Here is a 26,201-nt window from a genome sequence, read left to right as displayed (position 1 = left end):
ACGACGCCGCTCGTTCGTGGCGAGCGGGCGAGAGAGCGCCGTTATTCCTGTGGCGAAGCGCAGCGTTTGGGCCAACATCAGGATCGACCCTGACGCCTCGGAGGCCGCTCCGGCTGCCGACGATCTCGTATGCCTGATAGTCCGCGTTACCTCGTGCTGGAGGTCCTGCACCAGGGTGCAGATACGATCCTCTACCGAGCGCGGCGCAAGGAGGACGGCCGACCGGTGGTGCTCAAGGTCCTGCGGCGCGACCACACGAGCCCGCGCGCCCTCGGGCGGCTGCATCATGAATACGACGTCGCCCGGGCGCTCGACACGCCGGTCATCGTCAAGGCCCACGCCATCGAGGCGTTCGGCGACCAGGTGGCGCTGGTCCTGGAGGACTTCGGCGGCCGCTCGCTCGACCGGCTCCTCGATGCGCCGATGCCGCTCGAGCGCTTTTTCCCCCTCGCCCTCCGCCTCTGCGGCGCGCTCGCCGAGCTGCATCGCCACCACGTCATCCACAAGGACATCAAGCCCCAGAACCTCCTTTACAACCCGTGTACGGAGGAGGTGAAGATCACCGATCTCGGGATCGCCTGCCTCTCGCCCCGCGAGTCCCAGGAGCTCGCCCGCGACGCGCTCATCGAGGGGACGCTCGCGTACATGGCGCCGGAGCAGACAGGCCGGATGAACCGCAGGATCGACGAGCGGACCGACCTGTACTCCCTCGGCGTCACCTTCTACGAGATGCTGACTGGCACCCTGCCCTTCCAGGCGAGCGACCCGGTGGCGTGGGCGCATTGCCACATCGCCCTGAATCCATCTCCGCCGCACACGCTCGTCCCCTCGATCCCTCCGCAGCTGTCGGCGGTCGTGCTCAAGCTGCTGGCCAAGGCCGCCGAGGAGCGTTACCAGAGCGCGCTCGGCCTGCGGCACGACGTGGATCAGTGCTTCGCCAGGCTGCGGACAGGCGGCGTCATCGAGGCCTTTCCGCTCGGCCAGCGCGACGTCTCCGATCGGTTTCAGGTTCCGCAGCGGCTCCATGGGCGCGAGCGGGAAGTCGAGGCGCTGCTCGCCGTCTTCGAGCGCGTGGTGGCGCAGGGCCGGCCAGAGCTCGTGCTCGTGTCGGGCTACTCGGGCATCGGCAAGTCGTCGCTCGTGGCCGAGCTGCACAGGCCGGTGGTGCGCGAGCGGGGCTTCTTCCTCTCCGGCAAGTTCGAAGAGCTCAAGAGGGATATCCCGTACCACGCCTTCCTCCAGGCGTTCCGGGGGCTGGTGCAGGAGATCCTTGGCGTGAGCGAGGAGGAGCTCGAGCGCTGGAGGGAGCGCCTCCAGGAGGCCCTCGGCCCGAACGTCGGGCTGCTCGCCGGTGTGCTCCCCGAGCTCGAGCTGCTCCTCGGCCCGCAGCCGCCCGCGCCGGAGCTCCCGGCCATCGAGGCCCGGCACCGATTCCACGCGACGCTCCAGCGCTTCATCGCGGCGTGCGTGCAGAAGGAGCGCCCGATGGTGCTCTTCCTCGACGAGCTGCAATGGGCCGACGCGGCGAGCCTCCAGCTGCTCGATCAGCTCATCACGCACGCCGAGGCCGAGCACCTCCTGCAGATCGGCGCCTACCGGGACAACGAGGTCGGCCCGGCGCACCCGCTATCGCTCATGCTGTCCGACGCGCGGAAGCGCGGCGCCGTGGTCAGCGACATCGTCCTCGCGCCGCTCTCGCCCGCCGATGTCGGAGCGCTCGTCGCGGAGGCGGTCCACGCCAGCGCCGCCGAGGTCGAGCCGCTCTCGCGGCTGATCCACGAGAAGACCGGCGGCAATCCGTTCTTCGTGCTCCAGCTCCTGCTCGCGCTGCACGAGGAGGGGCTCATCGCCTTCGATGCGGACGAGGCGGCATGGCGGTGGGATATCGCCGCGGTCCGCGACAAGGGCTTCAGCGACAACGTCGTCGACCTGATGGTGGGCAAGCTGAAGCGGCTCTCGGGCCCGACGCAGGACGCGCTCAAGCTCGCCGCGTGCCTCGGCAGCAGCCTCACCCTCGACACCCTCGCGGTGGTCGCGAGCCGTCCGGCGGCGGAGCTCCGCGACGCGCTCGAGGAGGCCGTGCGCGAGGGGCTGCTCCTCTGCCAGAACGGCAGCTGCCGGTTCCTCCACGACCGCGTGCAGCAGGCCGCCCACGCGCTCATCCCGGCGGCGCAGCTCGCCGAGGTGCACCTCTGCATCGGACGGCTGCTCCTGAAGGGGCAAGGCGCGGGAGAGCGCGAGGAGGCGCTCTTCGACATCGTGGGCCACCTCAACCGCGGCGCCGCGCTCATCCGCTCTCCGGCGGAGCGGGGCGACCTCGCCGCGCTGAACCTCCGCGCCGGCCGGCGAGCGCGGGCCGCGGCGGCCCACGAGTCTGCCGCCGCCCTCTTCGCCGCGGGCATGGCCCTCCTCGGCGAGGATCGCTGGGAGACGCAGTACCAGCTGACCTATGACCTGAGCCTCGAGCGCGCGCGCTCCGCGTACATCACCGGCAGCTTCGAGGAAGCCGAGCGGCTCCTGGAAGAGATCATGAATCGCGCGAGGACCAAGATCGAGACGGCCGCGGCCGTCGAGCTCTCGGTCGCGGTCTCCCAGACCCGCGGACAGTGCGCCCGCGCGGTGGAGATCGGGCTCTCGTGGCTCCGCGCCTGCGACATCGATCTTCCGCTTCACTCCTCGGGCGCACGGGTCGAAGAGGAGGCGAAGAGCGTCTGGCAGGCCCTGCGCGACCGACCGATCGAGGACCTGATCCGCCTGCCGCCCATGACGCACCCGGAGATCAAGGTCATGATGGACGTGCTGCAGGGGGTGACGGGCCCTGCGATCTTCGTGGACCACGAACTACACTGTCTGCTCGTCACGCGCATGGTCAAGCTCAGCCTGCACCACGGCAACGCCGAGAGCTCCGCCCTCGCGTACGCCGCCTTCGCGAGGCTGATCGGCCCGAGGTTCGGGCGATACCAGGAGGCTTATCGGTTCGGCAAGCTCGGCCATGACCTGGCGGACAGGAGCGGCTCTCTCACCACGAAATCGCTGGTGTTCACCCTCTTCGGACAGATTGTCGTCTCCTGGACACGCCACTACAGAGAGACGTATCCGTACACGCGCGCCGGCTTCAGCGCCGCGGCCGATTCCGGCAATCTGAACATGGCGTGCCTCAACTGCGTCTGGGCCGCGCTGTTCCCGCTGCTCTGCGGCGAGCCGCTGGAGGACGTGGTTCACGAGGTCGAAGAGCGCCTCGGCTTCGTGCGCAGGGCCGGCTTCGCGTTCGCGCACAGCGCCCTCGTCGGCGGCCACGCCGTGATCCAGATGCTGCGAGGCAGGCCGGTCCGCTTCCCAACGCTAGATGGCGCCGATCTGGAGCAGTCGGTCTTCGAGGCGCGGCTGAAGGAGGGGGATCTACAGGGCGCTCGCGGTCTCTATTACAGCTTGACGGCCCAGGCGCTCTTCGTGCTCGGCTCTCCCGGAGAGGCGCTGGCGGCGGCGACCCGCGTGGCGGTCGAGCACCCCTGGAGGACCGAGCCGTACGCGCCCCTCGCCGAGAACGTCTATTATCTCGCGCTCGCGCTCGCGGCCCTCCGCGACGACGCGCAGCCGTCCCCGCTCGGGGCGCTCCCCGCGCAGCTCCTCGACTGCGAGCGGCAGCTCGGCGAGTGGGCCAGGAGCTGCCCCGACAATTTCCTCCACAAGCACGCGCTGGTCCGCGCCGAGATCGCCCGGCTCCGAGGGAACGATCCGGAGGCCGGCCGGCTCTACGAGCAGGCCATCGCGTCGGCGCGGGAGGGCGGCTTCGTCCAGCACGAGGCCATCGCCTGCGAGCTCGCCGCGGGGTTCTACCGCGCGCGCGGCCTGTCCACGCCCGAAGGCGCCTACCTGCAACAGGCCCGCGCCGGCTATTTCCGCTGGGGCGCCCACGCCAAGGTGGAGCAGCTCGACCAGCGCTATCCCTTCCTGGTCGAGCGCAAGCCGATCGCGCCCACCGTCACCTTCGCCGTGCGGGCCGAGCAGTTCGACGTCTTGGCGGTGGTCAAGGCCTCGCAGAGCATCTCCGGCGAGCTCAGGCTTCCGCGGCTGCTCGAGATGCTGCTGCGCATCGTGGTCGAGCACGCTGGCGCCGAGGCGGGATACGTCCTCCTGGTCCGGGAGGAGCGCCTGTCGATGGCGGCGATCGAGACGCCGGGCGGCGCGGTACGGCTGCTCGACGCGCTCGAGGCGTCGACGGCCGCGCTGCCGCGGTCCGTCCTCAACTATGTTCGCCGGAGCCACGAGCGCGTGCTGCTCGACGACACCGCCGCCAGACACCCGTTCGTGGAGGACGAGTATTTCAGGTGCAAGCGTCCGAGATCGGTGCTGTGCCTCCCCATCATGCGACAGGACCGGCTGCTCGGCCTGCTCTATCTAGAGAACAACCTCGTGACCAGGGCCTTCACCCCCGGGCGGCTCAGCGTGGTCGAGCTGCTCGCCTCGCAATCGGCCATCTCGCTGGAGAACGCCATCCTCTATTCCGAGCTCGAGCAGGAGAACGCCGAGCGGCGGCGGGCGGAGCAGGCGCTGAAGACCAACCAGCAGACCCTCCAGGCCATCATCGACAACTCGGCGGCGTCCATCTACCTCAAGGATCACCAGGGCCGACATCTGCTCGTCAACCGGCACGTGAGCAACACGTTGCGCCTGCCGCCCGAGGAGATCCTCGGCAAGACCATCGCCGATCTGCTCCCTGCTCCGCTCGCCGCGACCGTGGAAGACCACGACCGGAGGGTGCTCGCTGCGGGCGTGCCGATGGAGTGGGAGGAGGAGGTGCCGCTGGAGGACGGGCTGCACACCTTCTTGTCGGTCAAGTTCCCTCTGGGCGAGGGGCCCACGCCCCGCGCGCTCTGCGGCATTTCCACCGACATCACCGAGCGCAAGCGGGCCGAGCAGGCCGAGCGCTTCCTGGCCGAGGCGAGCCGCAAGCTGATGGCCCTCGGCTACAGCGCCACCCTCGAGAGCGTGGCGCAGCTCGCGGTGCCCGAGCTGGCCGACCAGTGCGTCATCGACGTCGACCTCGCCCGCGGCGCCCTGGAACACACGGTGACCGCGGGGATACCCGCCGAGCTGGCCGACGCGGTCATCGACGCGCTGCGGCCCCTGGCGGCGGCGTCGCTCGACCGGCCCGAGGTGGGCGACGTCCGCGCCGCGCCCCTGCTGCAGCAGCTCGGCATCCACGCCTTCCTCCGGGTTCCGCTCCTCGCGCGCGACCGGTGCTTCGGGGTCATGACCTTGCTGTCGGCCGCGCCCCGGCGCCGTTACGGCCCGGTCGACCTGTGGCTCGCCGAGGAGCTGGGGTCCCGGGCGGCGCTCGCGCTCGACAACACCCATCTGTTCGCCGAGGCCCAGCAGGCGATCGAGCGCCGCGACGAGTTCCTCCTCGTCGCCTCGCACGAGCTCAGGACCCCGCTCACCTCGCTGAAGATACAGGCGCACCTCCTCGAGCGGCTGCTGCCCCGCTACCGGCGCGCGGAGGTCGCTCCGGAGCGGATCGAAGCCGCGTTCCAGGTCTTCCATCGCCAGATCGCGCGGCTCGGCCACCAGGTCAACGAGCTGCTCGACGTGACGCGCATCAACGCCGGGCGCATGACGCTCGCGCGCGCGCCGGTCGATCTGGCCGCCCTGGCGCGCGAGATCGTCGAGCGAATGAGCCAGCAGCTCGCGGACGCCCGCTGCGACGTCCAGCTCGATCTGGACGAGCCCGTGCTCGGGCGCTGGGATCCGTCTCGCATCGAGCAGGTCCTCATCAACCTCCTGTCGAACGCGATCAAGTACGGCGCCGGCGACCTCGTTCAGGTCGTCGTCCGCCAGCAGGCCGATCGAGCGCTCCTCGTGGTCCGCGACCACGGGATGGGCATCGCGGAGGCGGATCAAGCCAGGATCTTCGAGCGCTTCGAGCGCGCGGTGTCGGTCCGGAACTTCGGTGGTCTCGGCCTCGGGCTCTACATCGTGCGCTGGATCGTGACCTCGCACGGCGGCACCGTCCGCGTGGAGAGCAAGCCGGGCGCGGGCGCCACGTTCATCGTGGAGCTCCCTCTGGATCCGGCGGAGCCGGAAGCAGAGACGGGCAGCGCCGGCGCCCTCCTCCCGCAGGCGTAGTCCTTCACCCGGTCGGCGGCCTGCGCGGCGAGGTGTCGTGGAGCCATACGACGCCAGTAACCCGGACGGGAGCGACGGCGAGGAGCCCAGCGGCGACGCGCGCTCGGCGATGAGGGCACGAGGGCGCGAGTATCGCCGAACGGCGGACGACTTCCACTCTCGTTAGGATGTGCGGCTCGAGGGCGGCACCTTCTATGCGAGCACCTACGACTCTCCCGCGAACGAGCGGCTCGAGAACGCCTTCGACGAGGACGTCGGGACGAAATGGCTCATCTTCGCGGGCCAGGGCTTCCTCCAGTACGACGCGCCGAACAACGAGGCGTACGTGCTCGGCTCGTACAGCATCTCCTCGGCGAACGACTCTCCGGAGCGCGATCCGCGCGCCTGGCGCCTCCTCGGCTCGAACGACGGCTTCACGTGGACCGTGCTCGACACCCGCTCGAACGAGAGCTTCTCGGCGCGTTTCCAGACGAAATCGTACACGGTCTCCGGCGCGCAGGCGTACCGGAAGTTCCGCCTCGAGATCCAGCAGAACTTCGGGGGTTGGGGCGAGATCCAGCTCTCCGAGCTCGCGCTCTTCGGGTCGCCGGGCACGCCGGTCCTGCCGGCGGCGCCCGTGATCACCGCGAGCGGAGAGAACGGCCCGCAGGAGACCGCGGCGAGGGCCTTCGACGGCCGCCCCATCAGCAAGTGGCTCACGTTCAGCAACACCGGCTGGATCCGCTACGAGCTGCCCACCGCGTTCACGATCGACGGGTACGCCATCTCCTCTGCGAACGACTACCCCTCGCGCGATCCGAGGTCCTGGACGCTCGAGGGCTCCAACGACGGCGTGGCCTGGACGACGCTCGACACCCGCGCGAGCCAGAGCTTCGCGAACAGGTTCCAGCGCAACCATTACTTCATCAACAACACCACGGCATACAAGAAGTACCGGTTCAACTTCACCAGCGACACCTCCGTCCTGCAACTCGGCGAGATCGAGCTCCTCCGGACCGACGATCCGTACCGCGCCGTCCTCCCGCAGACCGTCCAGTACCAGAACGTGTCCACGACCACGGGCGGACAGCGCTTCAACGACGCGATCGGCAGCACCCTCGTGCGAGACGTGCGCGAGATCTCGCGCGAGGTGGTCGAGGGGCTCTATTCACAGCCGGGCGCCTTCTGGAAGCGGAGGAACACCCTGAACATCAGGGTGGTCGACGAGTCGGGGTTCGCCTGGGCGAGCTACAGCGGTGACGTGGCCACGGTGTCGTTCAGCGCGTTCTGGATAACGATGTGTACAACAGCGGCGGGGACGTGCGGCGCACCATCATCGGCACGCTCTACCACGAGCTCGGGCACGTCTATCAGTACGACGACGTGGGGACCGGCAACGGGTACATCATCGAGGGCCTCGCCGACTCCCTGCGCCTGCGCGCCGGGCATCACGACCTCACCGTCCGGACCGCCGGCAACTTCGTGCAGAACGACGGCGAGATGGCGACGTTCCTCCTCTGGATCGAGCAGTTCAAGAAGCCCGGGTTCATCGCGGCCTTCAACAGGAGCCTCGCGCCCTACGACGCGCTCCCGTACGACGAGAGCGTCTTCGTCACGGAGACCGGGCAGACGCGCACGGCGCTCTGGAACGAGTTCCGCGACCACTACCGGTGGGGCGTGGACTTCCCCGGCCCCGGCAGCCTCTGAGGGATACCTCCCCTGACTGCGCCGCGCGCCCTCACGGCGCGCGGCGCAGCGTGCCTATCGTCCCGGCCTCCGACCCGTCGCGCTCGACCTCGACGCGCGAACGCCGCCGTAGTACGGCATCGTCGAGGAGCACCGGCTTGAGCGACACGGCCAACGTGATCGGGGGAGGCCTGAAGCGGCGCCCCTGGATCGGCGTCACGCTCGGGCTGATCGCCGGCGTCACGCTCTGTGCGCTCGCCGTCCGGATGTGGCAACGGCTGGAGTCGTTCGGGGACGCGCCGCAGCGGCTGAGCGCGGGAGAGGCGCTGCAGCGCGCGCGAACGCAACCTGTGTGGGTGGAGCTGACGGACGCGCAGTTCTCGTGCGAAGGGAGCGTCGACCTCGCCGGGACGCGGTACGGTCGCCTGCTCGCCCCCTCGCTGGGCGACGCTGTGGCCCTGGCGAGCGCGGATGGGCCGCTGTGCCCGCCGCCCGGTCGACCGCTCACGGGTGCTTTCGATACGATGACGGACCGGCAACGGTCCCTGCTGGCGGACAGGGGCTTGCGCGCAGCGGCGGATCCAGCGGCGCTGGTGCTGTCCCTCAAGGACGGTCCGGACAACGCGCGCGCGGGCGTCTGGACCCTGTTCGGCCTTGCGGCAGCGTTCTTTGCGCTCGCCCCCGTGGGCTACATGATCCGCAGCTCGGACGCGAAGGCCGCTCGGCGCGCCGCCGGTGCCCTGCCGCACGCGGAGCTTCGCCAGCGCCTCGCCCGAGGCAACCTGCGCCTGCGGCCGCGCTACCTCCTGAGCTCCCTCGCGTTGACGATCCTCTTCGTTCCCGTCCTCGGCGCGGTGACGGTGATCGCTGGCGTGGGTGCGGCTCACATCGCCCGCGAGGTGCTCACGCAGCGGGCCCGCTGGGCCGCCGCGAAGCCAGCCGCCGTCGAGGGCCCCGTCTTCGTGTCACGCCACGGTGAGACCAGCTGGACCGACGATTACCTCACGGAGCTGGCCATCAGCTTCCGCGTGGCCGGCGAGGAGCAGGAGGTGACCTATCTGGTCGCCTGGGCCCCGAGGGCGTTGCCGGACATCGAGGTCCGGGAGAACGGACACGAGTTCTTGACGAGCGCTGAGCCGGCCCTGAGGAGCCCACGGCTCGTCATCGCAGCCGCCAGCGCCGGCACCGCCGCCTCCATGCTCGTGCTGGTCCTCTGGTTCATCCGCGAGACCTGGGCGAGGTTTCGATCGCTGAGGCGCGCCGCGCGCTCCCCGGAGGTCGTGCTGCTTCGGTTGCGCGACCTCAGGGAGGTGCGCCACAATGGCTTTCTGTCGGGCTGGGAGTGCGAGTACCTCGACGCGCGAGGGAAGCAGCGCAGCGAGACGTTCGGGCGTCTCCATCCTCCCGCGCTGGACGACTCGGGTGCCCACGTGCTCGCCGTCCGCCCGCGCGACGTGCCAGGCGCCGAGCCGGTCCCGGTGGCGGCCGACGGGTACCCGTTCCGGATCGCGCCATGAAGCACAGGGCGAGGCCGCGCTCGGGTGGTGCTGTCATTTGCCCAGAGAGGGTTCACATGAAGGCGGTAAGGCGGGAAGATCATTGAGATTTTCTTCCCGCCTTACCGCCTTCATGTTCCAATGACAGCACTACCCGCGCTCGGGGCGGTCGGGGCCCTCGACTGACCGGCACTGGGCCTGGCTGGCAGGAGGTCACGGTTCGACGACGACGCTCACCGTCGCGGTGGGCATCGTGAAGGGCACCACGATGCGCGGCAGGTAGCTGGTCGGGAACCCGGAGAGCTCGTCGCGATCGAGGCCAACCTCCACGACCAGCTCGTGCGGCCCGTCCTCGACGAGCGCGCGTCGGCTGCGCGCACAGTCGGGCCAGTACGGGCCCTTACGCATCAATTGTGCCAGCAGCGCAAAATTCCAACGTCGGTCCGATGGCAGAGCCCGCCCTTCCGCCGATGTCGAGCGGCTCGATCCGCGCGCTTGACCAACCATAAGTCGTGGCTTATGGTTGGTCATGCAGAGCGCGGCGGTGGCCGAGAACAAGATCTTCCAGGCGCTGGCTGACCCCAGCCGCCGGGCGATCTTCGAGGCGCTCACGCGCGGCGAAGCAGCGGTGAAGGACCTCACGGCGCGCTTCGACATCTCGCAGCCGGCGGTCTCGCAGCACCTCGCCATGTTGAAGGACGCCGGCCTGGTGAACGGCCGGCGCGAGGGGCGCTGCGTCTACTACCGGGTGGAGCCGCGCGGGATGAAGCCGCTCCTCGACTGGATCGCGCACTACCGCGCCTTCTGGACGGAGCACGTCGATCGACTTGAACAACTGCTGGAGAAAATGGACGCGTGAACCTCATCGACAAGACCGCCCCATCGCAAACTGACTCCCTTTCATTCGAGTTCGACCTGCGTCATTCGCCGGAGAAGGTGTGGCGCGCGCTCACCGACCCGACGCTGCTCACCGAGTGGCTCCTGCCCGTCGCCGGCTTCAAGCCCGAGCCGGGGACCGCGTTCACGTTCAAGACGCAGCCGTACCCCGGGTGGGACGGCACCGTGAACTGTCGGGTCCTCGAGAGCGAAGCGCAAAGGAAGCTCAGCTACGCGTGGGTCGTCGGCGACATGGAGATCGACACCGTCGTGACCTTCACGCTCACGCCCACGGCTTCGGGGACCCGCCTGTCCCTCGTGCAATCGGGGTTCAAGCCGGAGCAGAAGCAGAACTTCGGTGGCGCGCGCTACGGCTGGAGGATGATGGGCGAGAAGCTCGTCGACCTGCTCGCGAGGAACCCATGAGCGCTCAACTCCAATCCGCTGCGGGCTCGTCTTCGGAGGGCGTCCCGTTGAGCTGGAACAGATGGGTCCGGGAGATCCACCGCTGGCTGTCCATCGCCTTCACGGTGGCCGTCATCGTCAACGTCGCCGCCATGGGACAGGAGAAGGCTCCGGTCTGGGTGGGCTTCCTGGCGCTGCTCCCGCTCGCCTTGTTGCTGTTCTCCGGTCTGTACCTGTTCGTGCTGCCGTATGCCACCCGGTGGCGCAGCGGGCGACGCGCTGACTGAGCGGGCGGCCGGCCGTACGACGAGAGGCCGCGTCGCCCACACACGGAGGGCGGCCACTCAGCGTGGATTTCGCGCCCACAGGGCACGAGTGGGTGCGGACGCCGGGATGGCAGTAGACCACCCCTTCGTCCGGGTTCACGCCCCTCAATGACCGACGACGGAGAGCCCCATCACCACGCAAGCGAGAATGAGCGCCGAGCAGATGGGCAACACGATCCAGAAACCGAGGTACGACGTGGAAGGGTGACGGAGGCGAACGACGCTGATGGCAAGGACGTAGAGCGCAGACGTCAGCGTGAAGGTGAACGCCAACGGCTTGAGCATCTTCGTCCCTTCAACCGAAAAGGCGTAGAGGGAAAGCAGCGTTGGCAGCGCGAGCACAAGGACGGTGATGATTTTGAGGAGCATACCGAACGCTCGTCCTGTCGGTCAGGGTTTCAGGTTCGCAGCAACAGCCACTTTGCGCGGGATCTGAGTCTCGAGGTGGGCTCGACTACGGCCGCCCAGCGCATGCTTCGTCGCTGCCCCACCGGGGGCGCACCTGCCGCTCGCCGGTCGCGACCGTGCCTCGCGCGTCGGTCACCACGCCCCTCACCCGGAGCGAATGGCCGATGGCACAAGCTGGCTCGCGGAGCACGGCCGGCCACCCGATGAACTCGCACCGGCCGTCCTCGAGCGCCGCGAGCTCGATCCTCCCCCGGCTGGTCGTCGCCGAGGAGGGGTCGCCGACCACGGTCGTCGTGACCTCGAGCTGGACGCCCTCGGGCTCCAGGCCGAGCGTCCGGACGCTCGTCCACAGGTGCCAGCCGCCCTGCGCGCCGTGCGCGAGCTCGACCTCCTGGCCGTCGGCCAGCGGCTCGAACCGCCACTCGCCGGTGCCGAGCTCGACGACGCCCTGCACCGGCGGCTCGTCCCCGCCAGCGCAGCCAGGAGCGAGCGCGAGGAGCACGACGAGACCGGCGGCGCAGGTCGAGCAGGCCACGGCGTGAACGCCTAGGAGCGCCGGCGGCGGCGCACGGCAAACAGCAGCCCGAGCAGCGCGCCGCCGAGGCCGCCGGCGCCGCCAGCACGGCCGCCGGCGTTGCAGCCTCCAGAGGCGGCCTCGACGGCGGGCGGCGGCACGTCGACCGGCCGGCCACCCGGGAGCGAATCGGGCAGCGGCGGGACGCGCCCGTCGTAGAAGGACGCGGGGACGGGCTCGTCAGGGAGCACGCAGGTCGTCTCCCGGCTGCCGTCGTCGGCGATGTCGCCCACCGCCACATAGCCTGTCGAGCAGCGGCAGGTCGGCGTCATGTTCATGGGCACGCACTCGCCGTGCGGGCCGCAATCGAACGTCGCGCAGGGATCCGCGAGCGGCGGCGCGTCAGGGAGCGCCCGGTCACCCGGGTTGAGGAACGACATGCGGAGGTCCTGGCAGGTCACCGTCGGCCGGCCCGACGGATCGAACGTGGTGCGCGCGGTGGTCCCGGGGACGCACGCGCAGGCGGCCACCGGCTGGGCGCCGCCCGCGACCTCGACGACGCGGCACAGGCCGCCCGCGCCGCACGCCGCAAAGTCGCACGGCGACGCGCCGGCAGCGTCGGCGCCCGGCGCGACCTCGCACAGATCGCGGCCTTCGACGTGGCGCGGGAGCACGCGGACGTTCGATACCTCGGGACCGTCGGTGCGCCGGAAGATCGGATCGACGGTCATCTCCTCGGGCGACAGGCGGGTATAGAGGCGCGTGATGGTGGCGTTGCCCTCCAGGAGCGGCAGCAGCGCGTCGCGCGCGGCCACCTGCGCCTCGTCCGAGGTCATCGTGTTGCGGACCTGCTCGGCGATGCTGGCCGTCGGTCCGCTCATCTCGGTGACGAAGCCACGACCGCCGGCCTCGTCGACGCCGCGCGCGACGAGCGCCGTCCAGTTCGTCTGCACCGGCCAGGCGTCCGACCTCCAGACGATCTGGTCGTCGTCGATCTCGACGTCCGGCCAGTTGGCCGGCCCGTAGCGCCTGTCGCCGAGGAGCATCACGGTGATGCCCATCTCCGGCTCGGCCGCGATCGCCGTCAGCCGGATCGGGATCGACGGCGACCCCGACGGGAGCGTGAAGCGGAACGGCTGGATGTCGCTGACCTCGGCGTCCGGCTGGAGCCGCAGCGCGAGGAACTTCATCCCCTCGCTCGTGTAGATACCGATGTACGGCGCCATCGCGTCGTTGACGCGGAAGCCGTTGTCGCGGAGCCAGCTGATGAGCGCCGTGGGATCGGCCGACTCGATCACGGCCACGTCGTACGGCCCGACCTCTTCCCGGATGTGCACCGTGACGCCGCCGTCGTCGACGCCGCCCGCGGTGGGCCCGCCCCCGGCGTTGAACACGGGAGGGTAGCAGCCCGGGTCGTCGGGCCACTGGAACTGCGGGCCCGTCGCCGTGTCGAGGGCGGTGAGCGCGAGCTGCGGGAACACAGCAAGGCTGTCCACCGCCGGCACCTCGGCGAGCGGGACCACCCAGGCGAAGTCCGGCGCCGCGCCCGCATACTGGATCTGCGTCACCATCGTGACCGAGCCGTCCTGGTTCGTCGCGAACAAGATCCGCTCCGCCGTCTGGTCCACCGGCTGTCGTCCGCAAAAGAATCCGCCGCACGCCTCGGCAGGTCGTGGCGCTGTCATGAGCGCCGCCGCCGCCATCACCGTAGCCGCCCACAGCTTGCGCATGGTCCAGAACCTCCTCGCCCGATCGCTCGGGCGGACGCCCTCAAGCAGACCCAGTGCCACGCTGGAAAGCAAGGCGATTCCTGGGCACGACGCCGGCGGACGGCCGACCCAGGCGGACGGCCGACCCAGGTTGAGTCCGCCGGCGGCCAACCCGGGCTGGCCGCCGACCCGACCCCGGGCCCGCCTCGTCGTTGGGCGACGAGGGACTAGCTCGATGCGTCGTAGTTGAGGTTCGGGCCGAGCCAGCGCTCGACCTCCGCGACGGTCATGCCCTTGCGCGCGTGGTAGTCGACCACCTGGTCACGATCGATCTTTCCCAGGCTGAAGTACCGGGCCTGCGGGTGCGCGAAGTACAGGCCGCTCACGCTCGAGCCGGGCCACATCGCGAACGACTCGGTGATCCGGATGCCGGTGCTCTTCTCGACGTCGAGCAGCCGCCAGAGCGTGCCCTTCTCGGTGTGATCCGGGCACGCCGGGTACCCCGCCGCGGGCCTGATGCCGCGGTATTTCTCCTCGATGAGCTCGCTCTTGGTCAGGTCTTCCTGCCGGCCATAGCCCCACTCGTCGCGCACCCGCTTGTGCAGGCACTCGGCGAACGCCTCGGCCAGGCGATCGGCGATCGCCTCCGCCATGATGGCGTTGTAGTCGTCGTAGCTCGCCCTGAACCGATCGCACAGCTCCTTCAGGCCGATGCCGGCGGTCACCGCGAAGCCGGCGATGTGGTCCGGGAGGCCGGTCTCCCTGGGCGCGATGAAATCCGCGAGCGACCGGTTCGGCTCGCCGCTCTCCTTCGCCGTCTGCTGGCGCAGGAAGTGAAACCGCTCGAGCACCTCCTTGCGCGTCGCGTCCGTGTACACCTCCACGTCGTCGCCCACGGCGCTCGCGGCGAAGAAGCCATACACGCCGCGCGCCGTCAGCAGCCTCTTCTCGATGATCATGTCGAGCAGCGCGTTCGCCTCGGAGAAGAGCTGGCGCGCTTGCTCGCCGTATTTCTCGTGCTCCAGGATCCGCGGATAGACGCCCTTCAGCTCCCACGTGTGGAAGAAAGGCGTCCAGTCGATGTACTCGCGCAAGGTGGCGAGCGGGAAGTCCTCGAGCACGCGCGCGCCGGTGAACTCGGGCACCGGCAGGTCCTCCGCGCGCCACTCGATCCGCGTCCGGTTCGCGCGCGCGGCCTCGATGGGGACGAGCTTGTGCTTCGGCGCCGCGTGGAGCCGCCGGAGCTTCTCGTACTCGGCGCGGTGCTGGGCGACGAACGCCGGCTTGCCCTCGTCGCTCAGGAGGCTCGTCGTGACGGGCACGGCGCGGCTCGCGTCGACCACGTGCACGACCGGCTCGCTGTAGTGAGGGGCCACCTTCACGGCGGTGTGCGCCTTGCTGGTCGTCGCCCCGCCGATCAAGAGCGGCAGCTTGAAGTTCTGCCGCTCCATCTCGCGGGCGACGTGGATCATCTCGTCGAGCGACGGCGTGATCAGCCCGCTCAAGCCGATCAGATCCGCCTTCTCCTGCCTGGCGCGCTCGAGGATCTTCTCGCACGGGACCATGACGCCCATGTCGATCACCTCGTAATTGTTGCACGCGAGCACGACGCCCACGATGTTCTTGCCGATGTCGTGGACATCGCCCTTCACCGTGGCGAGGACGATCTTGCCCTGCGTCTTCACGTCCTGCCCAGCGGCGGCCATCGCCGCCTTCTCCGCCTCCATGAACGGCGTCAGGTACGCGACGGCCTTCTTCATCACGCGCGCCGACTTCACCACCTGCGGGAGGAACATCTTGCCGGCGCCGAAGAGATCTCCGACGACGCCCATTCCATCCATCAGCGGGCCCTCGATCACGGCGAGCGGGCGGCCGAGCTTGGCGCGCGCTTCCTCGGTGTCGGCGTCGATGTACGCGTCGATGCCCTTGACAAGCGCGTGCGACAGCCGCTCCTCGACGGTGCCTTTGCGCCACTCCTCTTCTTTCTTCTCGGTCGCGGCGGCGCCGGCGCTCCTGGCCTTCAGCGCTTCGCCGAAATCGACCAGCCGCTCCGTGGCGTCCGGACGCCGGTTGAGCAGGACGTCCTCGACCAGCTCGCGGAGCTCGGGCTCGATCTCCTCGTACACCTCGAGCATGCCCGCGTTGACGATGCCCATGTCCATGCCGGCCTGGATGGCATGGTAGAGGAACGCCGAGTGCATGGCCTCGCGCACCCGGTTGTTGCCGCGGAAGCTGAAGGAGATGTTCGACACGCCGCCGCTGACCTTGGCGTGCGGCAGGTTCGCCTTGATCCAGCGGGTGGCCTCGATGAAGTCGACGGCGTAGTTGTTGTGCTCCTCCATGCCGGTGGCGACCGTGAGGATGTTCGGATCGAAGATGATGTCCTCGGGAGGGAACCCCACCTCGTCGACGAGGATGCCATACGCCCGCTTGCAGATCCGGATCTTGTCCTCGTAGGTGGCGGCCTGCCCCTGCTCGTCGAAGGCCATGACCACGACGGCGGCGCCGTACTTGAGGATGGTCCTCGCGTTCTCGCGGAACTTCGCCTCCCCCTCCTTGAGGGAGATCGAGTTCACGATGCCCTTGCCCTGCATGCACCTGAGGCCCGCCTCGATGACCTCCCATTTCGACGAGTCCACCATGAACGGGACCTTCGCCACCTCGGGCTCGCTGGCCAGGAGCAGCAAGAAGCGCGTCATCGCGGACACGCCGTCGATCATGCCCTCGTCCATGCAGATATCGATGACGTTGGCGCCGTTCTCGACCTGCTGGCGCGCCACGCTCACCGCTTCCTCGAACTTCCCTTCCTTGATGAGCTTCGCGAACTTCGGCGACCCGGCGACGTTGGTGCGCTCGCCCAGGATCATGTACACGCCCGGCTGCTGCGTGAACGGCTGCGAGCCGGACAGGCGCAGGGGGATCGGCGGGCCGGAGGGCGCGCCGCCGGGCTGGGCGTCAGGGGAGGTCTTCGGGCTGAGGGCGCGCGGGGGCTTGCCGGCGAGCGCCCTGGCGATGGCCGCGATGTGCTCGGGCGTGTTGCCGCAGCAGCCGCCGGCGATGTTGAGGAGACCTGCCTCCGCGAAGCCGCCGATGTGGCGGGCCATGTCCGGCGGCTCCAGGTCGAAGCCCGTGGGCGAGAGCGGGTTGGGCAGGCCGGCGTTCGGGTAGCAGGAGATCGCGGCGCTGGACTTCTCCGAGAGGTCGGCCAGGAACGGATACATGAGGTCCGGGCCGAGCGAGCAGTTCAGCCCGATGGCGAGCGGGTCCACGTGCTTCACCGCGTTCCAGAAGGCCTCGACCGTCTGCGCCGAGATCATCGTCTCTCCGCCGCGCCCGACCGCCGCCGAGATCATCACCGGCAGGGTCTTGCCGTCCTTGTCGAACACCTCTCGAATGGCGACGAGCGCGGCCTTCGCGTTGAGCGAGTCGAAGATGGTCTCGACCAGCAGCACGTCGGACCCGCCGGCGATCAAGGCGCGGATCTGGTGGACGTACGCCTGTTTCACCTGATCGAACGTCACGACGCGGAAACCGGGGTCGTCGGCGTCCGGGGAGTTGGACAGGGAGACGGTGAGCGGGCCGATGGCGCCCGCGACGAACCGCTGCCGCCCGTCGGCGTTCGCCACGCGATCCGCCCATTCGCGGCACTGCCGCGCGGACTGCTCGTTGATCTCCCAGGCGAGGTCGTTGAGGAACGGGTCGTCGATGATCCTCTGGTAGAAGGCTGGATCCTTCCGCCCGCCGTGCTCGCGCGGGTCGTCCACGAAGAACTCGCTCTGGGTGATGCTGGTCGCGCCGAAGGTGTTCGTCTCGATGATGTCCGCGCCGGCCTCGAGGAAGCGCCGGTGGATATCGCAGATCATCTTCGGCTGCGTGAGCGTGAACAGATCGCCGTTGTTCAGCAGGTCTTTCTTCGAGTCCGCGAATCGCTCGCCCCGGATGTCCGCTTCCTTCATCCCGTAGGTGCGGATGGTCGTCCCCATCGCCCCGTCGATGATGGCGATGCGGCTCTGGAGGAGCTTCTGGAGTGGATGAAGGGGAGGCGTGGGGTGGTTGGACGGCATGATCAGCCTCGCTTGGCGCTCTTGGAGGGACCGGGGGTCGGCTTGTCGGCGATCGCGAGCACGACCTGAAAATGTGGCTTTTTTGTCTCGCGGCAGGCGACGTCGGACGCGACGACATCGAGCTTCGCGCGGGTCAGCATGGCGCGGACGTCGGAGGGCGAGAAGCCGGGGTGGCGCTCGCCGTAGGGCACGGTGATCTCCCGCTGCTGGTGCGCGTCGAGCGACAGGACGACCACCCGACCGCCTGGGCGGAGCACGCGGGCGCACTCTTCCAGCGCCCGCGGCGGGTGCTCGGCGTAGGTCAGCGTGTGAAACACGAGGACCGAGTCGAAGGAGGCGTCTCCGAACGGCAGATCGTGGACGTCCGCGACCTGGACGCGGACGTGGGGCTGGGTCGAGAACCGCTCTCTCGCGGCCTCGATCATCCGGCTGCTCGAGTCGACGCAGGTGAGCGAGCGGCAGTAAGGCGCGAGCGAGCCGGCCGCCGCGCCGTCGCCCGATCCGACGTCGAGGACGTCGCCGAGGCGGAGCAGCGCGGCGATGCCGATCGCGAGCGACTGCCACGTGCGGCCTGGGGAGTAGTGCTTCTCCATCTCGCCGGCGAACGATTCGGGGAGCCCGCCGCGCCGCTCGGCGTCGAGCTCCAGGAGGCGCCGCTGGTCGCCATCCAGGGTCGGGTCGGCCGATTTCGTGGCGTCATCGAGGAGGGCCTTCGCTGTCGCGGGCAGGGTGTCGACCGCGAGCGTATAGAACGACTGCGGCCCCTGGCGCCGATCCCGGACGAACCCCGCCTCGCGGAGCCGCCCGAGGTGCGTCGAGACGCGCGACTGCGCGATGCCGGTCACGCGAACCAGGTCCGTCACCCGCAGCTCGCGCTCGCGGAGGAGCACGCAGAGCCGGATCCGGCTCTCGTCCCCGAGGAGGTTCAGCGTCTCGATGTACTCGGAAAGACCCATGTATCCCTGTATCTCGATGCGCGAATGTACTAGGACCCCCGACTTCCGGAGTCAAGCGCGCCGGGATCTTTCGTCCGCGGACTACTTCAGCTCGTACGCGTCGACCCTGGCCTCCAGCACGTGGGGCACGAGGACGCGCCCGCGCTTCGTGTCGTAGCCGATATCCGTGGGGGTCTTCTGCTCGGGGATCGCGATCTCGAAGGCGCCGCCGAGCTTCCCGCGGAGCACCGCCGACGCTTCGTGGCTGGTCACGAGGAGCGCGTCTCCGACGGAGACCAGGCCGTCGAGGCGGCCGCCGGGCGCTGTGGTGGTCACGTCCAGCCTGCCGCCCTTGTCGTCGAGGCGGAAGACCTCGGGGGCGCCGCTCGAGCAAACCACGAGCCCCTTGTCGGTCCACGCGATGCCGTTCGGCATGTGCATGTCGGTGGTCTTCGCCAGCGGCCTGGCCTTGCCCTTCTCGATGACGTACACGGCGTCGCTCGACGTCGCCTCGAGGTTGCCGGTCGCGCCGATCGTGAAGCCGGAGTCGGACACGTAGACCTTGCCGTCAGGGGCCGCCGCGACGTCGTTGAGCAACGTCGCGCCGGGGATGGCGATCTCCCCCTTCGGCGCCCCGGTCGCGAGGTCGAACATCCGCACGGTCTTGAGGTCGGCGACGTAGAGCACGCCCTTCACGATCGCCGAGCCCGTCGGCGCGTCGAGCTTGACCTTGTTCTTGCCGCCCTCGATCCACTTGAGGTTCGTCACCTGACCGTCGGGCGAGAGGACGGAGATGAAGCCGTTGTTATCCTTGTCGTTGGGATTGCCGTTGACGTTCGAGACGAGGTAGCGGTCGTTGTCCGCGTCGTAGAGCACGCTCTCCGGCATGGCGAAGCCGGTATACGTGGCCACCGGGCTCGGGGCGCCGAGCCTGGGCGCCGCGGGCGCTGGCGGAGCCGCAGGCGGCGACGCGACGCTGTCCGTCGCCGCGGGCACGACGGAAGGAGCGGAAGCCGCCGGCGCCACCGCGGGCGGAGGGGCCTCGCCCCCGCAGGAAGCCATCGAGGCCGCGACGACGACGGACGTGAGCGTGCCGAGGAACCGTGCCATGGAGTTCATGGAAGTCCGGACGCCATCCGAAGGTCAAGCCTCTCGTGGCGGCCATGGCCTGGTCATTGGCCGGCGGGCGGCTGCCAGAGCTCTACCTTGTTCCCTTCTGGATCGATGACCCAGGCGAATTTTCCGTACTCGGAATCGTCGATCTTCTCGAGGACGTTGCAGCCCTCTTCGCGCAGGACCTTGACGAGGGCGTGGAGATCCTCCACACGGTAATTGATCATGAAGGTTGCGGTGCTGGGCGCAAACTGGTCACCTTGCGCCGGACCGATCGACCAGATGGTCGTCCCGGCGACCGGCTTACCTTCACCGTCGGTCCAGGTGAACGCAGCACCGCCCCATTCCTGGACATCGATCCCGAGGTGCCGCTTGTACCAGGCCTGCAGCGCCGGAGCGTCCTTGGCCTTGAAGAAGATACCGCCAATCCCAGTGACTCGCTTCATACAAACTCCGAGGTCGGGTGATGGTGAGGGAGAGCCTGTCTTGTGCGGCCTGGCCATCAGTCGACTGGTCGACCGAAGCCGCCGGACCGGGTCTGTCTAGGGCATCGATCAGCTTGAAACACCCGGGAATGAAGAGATTTGAACCACAGAGGCACAGAGGACACAGAGGAACAGCCAAAAAACTCTGTGTCCTCTGTGCCTCTGTGGTTCACTTTCTCGGGGTTTCAACCTGTTCAGTGTCCTGGATCATCGTCTTTGTGACATCCCCCACGAAAAGTCTCACGGATCGGCGCTGTGCCGCAAGGCCCAGATGCGCGCCGCGCTCCGGGGACAGCTGCTCCGCCCGCTCCCGCTCGAGGAGCTCGGCGAGCCCGCCTTCCTGCGCTGCCGGGTCGAGGTGCCGCCAATCCTCGATGCAGAGCAGCATCTCGGCGCGATCCACGAGGGACCACGTGCCGGTGGCGACCCGGGCCGAGTCTATGCCAGGTCCGGGCTCGTGTCGAGATCGCGCGCGCGAGCCGAACGCGCGCTCGACGTCATGCGGGGCGAGCTCGCGCGCCGTGCCTCCTGCCCGAGTTGACGGCGAGCATGGCCCACGATATCAGCATCAGCGATGAGGCGACCCTGATGGCGGAGCTCGGACATCATGTCTCGGTCCCCCGCGGGGCCCCGCGAAAGCCGGTGGTCTCCCGCGCGAGCGATCTCCGGCCCCACCACCCGATCTCATCGCCTTGTCCGGGCTGAACCAGAGAGGAGCGAGCGATGCAAACAGACGAAGACACGACGATCTACAAGGTCGTGATGAACGACGAGGAGCAGTATTCCATCTGGCCGGCGGACCGAGAGAACGCGCCTGGCTGGAAGGACGCCGGCAAGTCGGGCAACAAGGAGGAGTGTCTGGCGTACATCAAGGAGGTCTGGACGGACATGCGCCCGCTCAGCCTCCGGAAGCAGATGACCGGCGGCTGAGGCCGCCAGGCTCGACGGGCCGCGTGCGCCGGCCCTTGTGCCGGGCCGCGGGCTCCCGTATCGCATCCCGGCATGCCGCCCCTCGATCTGCACGTCGCCGTGTTCGGCGCTTCCGGCGCCGGCAAGACCGTCCTCCTCGCCGCTTTCTACAGAGCGCAGACCCAGCCCTCGTTTCAGGAGGAGTACGCGTACAAGATCCAGGCGGTCAACAAGGCGCAGGGAAACCAGCTCCTCGGCCGCTTCTACCGCCTCGAGGAGGGCAAGTTCCCGGAGGGCAGCACGCGCTTCGACGAGATCGAGTTCGACTTCTTCCCGAGGGACCTGCCCGAGGCGGCGGTCCGCGTTCACTGGTACGACTACCCCGGGCGGTGGTGGGAGGACGATCCGGTCGACGCGGAGGAGCGGGAAGCGATGCGCCAGGGCCTGCTCAAGCTCGGCATGAGCCAGGTGGGCATCCTCCTCGCGGACGGCGCGAAGTACCGGAGCGAGGGCACCGGGTACATCCGCTGGCTCTTCGAGCACTTCGCGGACGAGTGCGACCGGCTGCGCCGGACGAGCGCCGCCACGGGCGACGAGGTGAGCTTCCCGCGCGAGTGGATCCTCGCCCTCAGCAAGGCGGATCTCTTCCCGCCGGACTACGGCGCGCGCGACTTCGAGCGCGAGGTCTGCCGTGACGCCGACGATCAGCTCGCGAAGCTCTGCTCGGTGCTCCGCGCCGAGCACGCGTTCGGGCACCGCTTCATGCTGCTCTCGTCGGTCGCCGCGCCAGTCAACGCGCACGCGCACGCGCAGGTCGACCCGCGGACGTCGCTCGGCGTGCGCACCCTCGCCCCCGCGATCCTGGTGAGCACGGTCGAGGGCGCGGTCCGCGAGGCGCAGGCGACGCGAAAGGAGAAGTCGGCGAAGGAGACGTTCTTCCAGGGGCTGCGCGATCTCGTGCAGTTCGTGGACTCCGTGGACGACTTCCTGCCGAAGAGATACCAGATCGTCAGCAAGATCCTGAGATTCGTGTCGATCAAGGACTTCGCGAGCACGCGGGTCGACCGGCTCAAGAAGGTGCGCGAGGACGCGCTGCGGCGGGGCGACACGTTCAAGGCTGTCCTGACCGGGATGGTGGCGGCCCTGCGCGACGAAGAGGGGCTGCGGGCCTACCACCAGAACCAGTAGCGCTGGTATGCTCGCGCCCGTGCCGGCCCTCCTCGTCGAGACATCGCGGCTCCTCTGGAGGACGCGCGGCGCGCACTGGGATTACGAGTTCATCTGCGTGCCCGAGACCCCGGCGCTCCCCGCCTGGCTCACGACGCTCGAGGCCATCGTCGGCGACGCGGACGCGGCCGCCGGCGAGCTCCGCTATGGCCTGCTCGAGGTCCACGAACAGGGGCCGAGGGAGCCGGGCGTGTTTGCCTATGTGGCGGCGCGGTTCCTCGATCCGGCGCGGAAGGACTGGACCGGGCGGCCGGTCCAGCACTTCGCCGTCTGGTTCCCTCCCGTCGCGCCGGAGGCGGTCGAGACGCTGCCCGGGGCGGTCCCCGCCGACTGGCACCTTCGCGTGCTCGCCGGGCTCGCGGCGACGTACGGCTCTGGCGAGGTGTTCGGGCTGCCGGAGGAGCAGATCCGCGCCTGGAAGCGGGGTCATCAGGTGAGCCGGGCGGCGAGCGCGATGGCGATCGTGAAGCGCACGCCCGCGCTCTCGCTGGCCGGTTGCGAGGCGGCGCCGTCGCGGTGGAGGAGGGCGCCGACGGTAAAAAAAAAGTCCCCGCCGGCGCGCGGCGAGGTGGCCCTGCAGGCGGCGGGGACAGGCGGTAAGGTGGGCGGGCGGCGGGGGTTCGGCTGCTTCGCGATCGGCGTGATGATGCTCGTCGCCCTCCAGCACCTGATGGCGTGCGGGGCGGGCTGAGCCGAAGCGGTGTTCACGGCGGACCGCGCCGATGCCGGTGGCTGAGCGCGCCGACGCCCCTTACACTCGCCGCGACCGTCGCGCCGCTCGCGGGCGCGCCCAACGCATGACGGAGATCCCCAGTGAATGACCATCCCGCATTGACGCCCGGCCGCGTGGCCGTGGTGACCGGCGCGGCGAGCGGCATCGGCCTCGCCGCCGCCCGCCGCTTCGCGCGCATGGGCCTGAAGGTCTGCCTCGCCGACCTCGACGGGCCGGCGCTGCACGAGGCGGCCGCAGGCGTGGCCGCCGTCGCGGCCGGCGGCAAGGACGACGTGCGGGCCGTGCCGACCGACGTCGCCAGGCTGGACGACGTGCAACGCCTGAAGCAGCTCGCCTACGAGGCGTTCGGCGAGGTGGCCGTGCTGATGAACAACGCCGGCGTGGGCGGCGGCGGCAAGCCCTGGCAGAGCTACGACCGCTGGCGGCACCTCATCGAGGTCAACCTCTGGGGCGTGATCCACGGCGTGCAGGCGTTCACCGAGGCGATGCTCGCGCAAGGCACCCCCGGCGCCATCGTGAACACGGGCTCGAAGCAGGGCATCACCACCCCCCCGGGCGACGCTGCCTACAACGTGAGCAAGGCCGGCGTGAAGGTGCTGACCGAGCAGCTCGCGCACGAGCTGCGCAACGTCGCCGGCTCGAAGATCACCGCCCACCTGCTGATCCCGGGCTACACCTACACCGGAATGACCGCGCGCGGCCCGGAGAAGCCCGCGGAGGCATGGACCGCCGACCAGGTCGTCGATTTCATGATCGACGGCATGGGTAGCGGGAATTTCTACCTATTATGCCCCGACAACGCGGTCACGCGCGAGATCGACGAGCGCCGCATCCAGTGGGCGGCCGACGACCTTATCCGGAACCGCCCCGCGCTGTCTCGGTGGCATCCCGATCACGCGGAAGCGTTCGCGGAGTACATGGCACGCGCGGCGAAGCCCTGACGCTCACAGCCTCCGGCTCACGAGCGGCCCGCAGGCCGCCGGCGACTCAGCTCTCCCCCCACCCCATCTCGAAGCGCTGGACCTCGGACGCGGGCCGCGGCGCGAGCCGATCCCTCGATCTCACGTACCGTATCAGGGGAAATCTACGTGCGTTTTGCCGCGCCCAGGAATCGGTATTTCAAATTGACGTGCTGATCGGAAGCCTCGGCGCAACTAGCGTAACGAGCGCAACAAGCTGTCCTTTCTCGCGGCGTGGTGTCGGTTTCTTGAGGCCTCCGTTGAGATCTTGCTATAATGTCTTCAACAGATAGTCATCCACGCCACATCCTATCGCGCTCACCATGCTGACCATCCCTGAACAGCCACTGCAGAGTCATTGGTGTCTCGATGGCACCGTGAAGGTCTGGTGCCCTGCCCCGGGGCTGATCGTCACGTGCGTCACCGGGACGCTGGTGGACGATGGAGCCGCGGCGATCGAGGAGGCGATGTTGCGCCGTGTCGCCGAGGATGGCCGGGTCCTCGTCTTCAACGACTGGGAGGCGATGACCGACTACGAGCACGCCTCGCGCACGCGGCTGACCGAGGCGACGACCTCTGTCCTCCACGCGGTCGAGGGAGGGCACTTTCTCCTCAACTCCAGGTCCGTTCACTTCGGGGTTCAGGTCGCGAACGCCGTCATCCGGAAGCTGACGGTCCATCCGTCCCGCGTCCTTTTCGAGCGCGCGCTGCAGGACGTGCTCCGCCAGCGCATCCTGTACGGCGTGGCCTGACCGGCCGATCTGGAGCCGGGGCGACGCGGCGGCGGCTCGAGGGGCTCGCCCTCCGCCGGCGACCTCACGGCGAGCCGGTGGCGCCCGCGTGACGACGCCGGGAGCGTGCTCCGCCGTTCGCGCGCCGGCCTGCCGGGCGGATCCTGCGAGCATGCTCGAGGTGCGCGCCCGCCGTGCCGTCGCCGCCGGCCTCTGCGCCGGCTTCCTCGCCCTCGCGGGCTGCAGCCGACCGGCCTCGCACTATGCCATCGAGACCGCCATGGCGAGCGCGTACAGGCCGCCTGCGCTCGCGACGATGGGGTCGCCGCCCGTGAGCGACGCGCCGGATCTGGTGCTCGCGGGCGACATGCACTGCCACCTGAGCCCGCCCGATCACCCGCGCGAGGCGTCGCGCGATGCGGCGGCGACGGTCGCGCTCGCGGCGGACGAGGGGCTCGACTTCCTGGTGCTGACGCCCCACGTGCCGGCGCGCTTCTTCGAGCACGAGGAGCTGCGCGCGGCCGTGCTCGCGGCGCAGGATCGCCTGCGGGACGAGCTCGCGGCGCGCTCGGCCGGCCGCACGGTGTACGTCATCGGGATGGAGTACACCGATCCGGTCCACGGCCACGTGGGCGCGGCGTTCGCGGATCTCCGGGCGGTGCTCGCGGACGTTCCGGTCGACGAGGCGCGCGCGCACCCCGGCCGGTTCTTCGAGCGGTTCGTGGCGCGCGGCGGCTTCCTCGTGATCAACCACCCGCTCTCCACGCCCCTGGACTCGTCGTTCGCGATGGCGCGCGCGGATCTCTCGTGGCGCCCCTTCACGAGCGCCGCTCCGGTGCCCGAGGAGATCGCGACGGTGAACCGCCTCGCGCCGGGCATCGAGGCGTACAACATGGTCGTCACGCACCTGCGGGATCGGTACCTGCTCCTCGACACGCCCCGCACCCTGCTCGCGACGATGGCCCGCGTGGATCGGGAGATCGCGGCGCAGCAGCGGCGGCTCGTGCCGGTCGGCGGCAGCGACAGCCACACCGATTACCTGCGGCCGACGACGTACGTCCGCGCGGCGGGGCGCTCGGAGGCCGCCGTCCGCGACGCCCTCGCCGCGGGCCGCGTGTGCGTCCGGAGCCCGGAGGCGTGCTCGTTCGAGGTGCGGGCGCCGGGCGGCGCGTGGCAAGGCGTCGGGGCGTCGCTCGGGGCCGCGCCGGTGATCGAGGCGCGCGCGCGAGGCGGAGACGTCGAGGTCCTGGTCGGCGGCGAGGCGGTCGCGAGCGCCGGCGACAGCGAGATCGTGCGCGTGCCGCTCGCGAAGCCAGGGTGCGCGGTGGTGCGGGCTCGCGTGGGCGACGGCTTCTCCGCGCCGATCTACGTCGGGTGTCCGTTCGCCGGTTGAGGCCCGGGGGCGCGTCCGGAGCGCGCCATCGCGCGCGTGCGCCCCGTGGACCGGCGGCGCCGGCGAGCGCCGCGCGGGAGAGGGAGCTCCGGGCGACGGGTCCGTGAGCTCTCGACCCGGAGCTGCG

The 26,201-nt window shown here is 69.6% G+C and carries 23 protein-coding genes and 1 pseudogene; 13 read left to right on the top strand and 11 right to left on the bottom strand.

The genetic code is table 11. From position 1 onward, the window contains the following. Positions 1-129: 129 nt before the first annotated feature. Complete coding sequence (locus WME85_RS19830) at positions 130-6,126, top strand: AAA family ATPase (RefSeq protein ID WP_437840226.1); 5,997 nt, start codon at positions 130-132, stop codon at positions 6,124-6,126. 204 nt (positions 6,127-6,330) lie between these two features. Here WME85_RS19830 and WME85_RS19825 read toward each other — a convergent pair whose 3' ends face one another. After that, the gene (locus tag WME85_RS19825) at positions 6,331-6,837 is read right to left on the bottom strand and encodes a hypothetical protein (RefSeq protein WP_437840225.1); all 507 of its coding nucleotides are present in this window, start codon (positions 6,835-6,837) and stop codon (positions 6,331-6,333) included. On the opposite strand from WME85_RS19825, the pseudogene WME85_RS19820 reads away from it, so the two are divergent. Beyond that, positions 6,743-7,015, top strand: a pseudogene (locus WME85_RS19820) (discoidin domain-containing protein); the annotation flags it as partial. The gene WME85_RS19825 and the pseudogene WME85_RS19820 overlap by 95 nt on opposite strands. Positions 7,016-7,023: 8 nt before the next feature. Here WME85_RS19820 and WME85_RS19815 read toward each other — a convergent pair. Further along, positions 7,024-7,203, bottom strand: coding sequence for a hypothetical protein (locus WME85_RS19815; protein WP_437840223.1), 180 nt, complete (start codon positions 7,201-7,203; stop codon positions 7,024-7,026). A gap of 201 nt (positions 7,204-7,404) precedes the next feature. On the opposite strand from WME85_RS19815, the gene WME85_RS19810 reads away from it, so the two are divergent. Together WME85_RS19810 and WME85_RS19805 are read left to right on the top strand one after the other, a co-directional pair. Further along, positions 7,405-7,812, top strand: coding sequence for a basic secretory protein-like protein (locus WME85_RS19810; protein ID WP_437840222.1), 408 nt, complete (start codon positions 7,405-7,407; stop codon positions 7,810-7,812). Between the two features lie 137 nt (positions 7,813-7,949). Further along, a complete protein-coding gene (locus WME85_RS19805; protein ID WP_437840221.1) occupies positions 7,950-9,308 on the top strand; it encodes a hypothetical protein in 1,359 nt (452 codons plus the stop codon). Between the two features lie 192 nt (positions 9,309-9,500). Here WME85_RS19805 and WME85_RS19800 read toward each other — a convergent pair whose 3' ends face one another. After that, entirely contained in the window at positions 9,501-9,695 is a 195-nt protein-coding gene (locus WME85_RS19800) for a hypothetical protein (RefSeq protein WP_437840220.1), read from the bottom strand. Positions 9,696-9,816: 121 nt separating this feature from the next. On the opposite strand from WME85_RS19800, the gene WME85_RS19795 reads away from it, so the two are divergent. From WME85_RS19795 to WME85_RS19785, 3 genes are read left to right on the top strand one after another with little or no spacing between them, the layout of a single operon-like run. Further along, the gene (locus WME85_RS19795; protein ID WP_437840219.1) at positions 9,817-10,146 is read left to right on the top strand and encodes an ArsR/SmtB family transcription factor; all 330 of its coding nucleotides are present in this window, start codon (positions 9,817-9,819) and stop codon (positions 10,144-10,146) included. Next, on the top strand, positions 10,143-10,589 hold the full coding sequence (locus WME85_RS19790; protein ID WP_437840217.1) for an SRPBCC family protein: 447 nt from the start codon (positions 10,143-10,145) through the stop codon (positions 10,587-10,589). Before WME85_RS19795 ends, WME85_RS19790 begins: the two co-directional genes overlap by 4 nt. Before the next feature lie 47 nt (positions 10,590-10,636). Then, positions 10,637-10,855, top strand: coding sequence for a hypothetical protein (locus WME85_RS19785; protein WP_437840216.1), 219 nt, complete (start codon positions 10,637-10,639; stop codon positions 10,853-10,855). 144 nt (positions 10,856-10,999) lie between these two features. On the opposite strand, the gene WME85_RS19780 is transcribed toward WME85_RS19785, so the two are convergent. From WME85_RS19780 to WME85_RS19745, 8 genes are all read right to left on the bottom strand, one after another. Then, positions 11,000-11,263 carry a hypothetical protein gene (locus WME85_RS19780; protein ID WP_437840214.1) on the bottom strand — a complete coding sequence of 88 codons (264 nt, stop codon included), beginning with the start codon at positions 11,261-11,263 and terminating at the stop codon, positions 11,000-11,002. Between the two features lie 85 nt (positions 11,264-11,348). Next, positions 11,349-11,837: a hypothetical protein gene (locus WME85_RS19775; RefSeq protein WP_437840212.1), complete on the bottom strand. Its 489-nt coding sequence runs from the start codon at positions 11,835-11,837 to the stop codon at positions 11,349-11,351. Between the two features lie 11 nt (positions 11,838-11,848). Continuing rightward, on the bottom strand, positions 11,849-13,546 hold the full coding sequence (locus WME85_RS19770) for a DUF2330 domain-containing protein (protein ID WP_437840210.1): 1,698 nt from the start codon (positions 13,544-13,546) through the stop codon (positions 11,849-11,851). A gap of 206 nt (positions 13,547-13,752) precedes the next feature. Continuing rightward, on the bottom strand, positions 13,753-17,589 hold the full coding sequence (gene metH / locus WME85_RS19765; protein ID WP_437840209.1) for a methionine synthase: 3,837 nt from the start codon (positions 17,587-17,589) through the stop codon (positions 13,753-13,755). 2 nt (positions 17,590-17,591) lie between these two features. Beyond that, the gene (locus WME85_RS19760; RefSeq protein ID WP_437840207.1) at positions 17,592-18,545 is read right to left on the bottom strand and encodes an ArsR/SmtB family transcription factor; all 954 of its coding nucleotides are present in this window, start codon (positions 18,543-18,545) and stop codon (positions 17,592-17,594) included. A gap of 81 nt (positions 18,546-18,626) precedes the next feature. Continuing rightward, on the bottom strand, positions 18,627-19,643 hold the full coding sequence (locus WME85_RS19755) for an SMP-30/gluconolactonase/LRE family protein (RefSeq protein WP_437840205.1): 1,017 nt from the start codon (positions 19,641-19,643) through the stop codon (positions 18,627-18,629). 53 nt (positions 19,644-19,696) lie between these two features. After that, a complete protein-coding gene (locus WME85_RS19750; RefSeq protein ID WP_437840204.1) occupies positions 19,697-20,083 on the bottom strand; it encodes a VOC family protein in 387 nt (128 codons plus the stop codon). A gap of 208 nt (positions 20,084-20,291) precedes the next feature. Beyond that, the gene (locus WME85_RS19745) at positions 20,292-20,525 is read right to left on the bottom strand and encodes a hypothetical protein (RefSeq protein ID WP_437840203.1); all 234 of its coding nucleotides are present in this window, start codon (positions 20,523-20,525) and stop codon (positions 20,292-20,294) included. Positions 20,526-20,845: 320 nt separating this feature from the next. Here WME85_RS19745 and WME85_RS19740 point away from each other — a divergent pair, with 320 nt between their 5' ends. The 6 genes from WME85_RS19740 (at position 20,846) to WME85_RS19715 (ending at position 26,074) form a co-directional block, all read left to right on the top strand. Continuing rightward, positions 20,846-21,052: an MbtH family protein gene (locus tag WME85_RS19740; protein WP_437310948.1), complete on the top strand. Its 207-nt coding sequence runs from the start codon at positions 20,846-20,848 to the stop codon at positions 21,050-21,052. Between the two features lie 72 nt (positions 21,053-21,124). After that, complete coding sequence (locus tag WME85_RS19735; RefSeq protein ID WP_437840202.1) at positions 21,125-22,219, top strand: hypothetical protein; 1,095 nt, start codon at positions 21,125-21,127, stop codon at positions 22,217-22,219. Positions 22,220-22,238: 19 nt separating this feature from the next. Continuing rightward, on the top strand, positions 22,239-22,949 hold the full coding sequence (locus WME85_RS19730) for a hypothetical protein (RefSeq protein ID WP_437840201.1): 711 nt from the start codon (positions 22,239-22,241) through the stop codon (positions 22,947-22,949). Between the two features lie 122 nt (positions 22,950-23,071). Next, a complete protein-coding gene (locus WME85_RS19725; protein ID WP_437840200.1) occupies positions 23,072-23,932 on the top strand; it encodes an SDR family NAD(P)-dependent oxidoreductase in 861 nt (286 codons plus the stop codon). A 395-nt stretch (positions 23,933-24,327) separates the two neighbouring features. Beyond that, complete coding sequence (locus tag WME85_RS19720; RefSeq protein ID WP_437840199.1) at positions 24,328-24,702, top strand: hypothetical protein; 375 nt, start codon at positions 24,328-24,330, stop codon at positions 24,700-24,702. A 151-nt stretch (positions 24,703-24,853) separates the two neighbouring features. Continuing rightward, positions 24,854-26,074 carry a hypothetical protein gene (locus tag WME85_RS19715; protein WP_437840198.1) on the top strand — a complete coding sequence of 407 codons (1,221 nt, stop codon included), beginning with the start codon at positions 24,854-24,856 and terminating at the stop codon, positions 26,072-26,074. The last annotated feature ends 127 nt before the right edge of the window (positions 26,075-26,201 follow it).

It is taken from the genome of Sorangium sp. So ce1153 (genome assembly GCF_051521595.1).
Classification (GTDB): domain Bacteria; phylum Myxococcota_A; class Polyangia; order Polyangiales; family Polyangiaceae; genus Sorangium.
The sequence above is the reverse complement of the archived record's forward strand: the minus strand, read 5'-3'. Positions and strand labels throughout refer to the sequence as shown.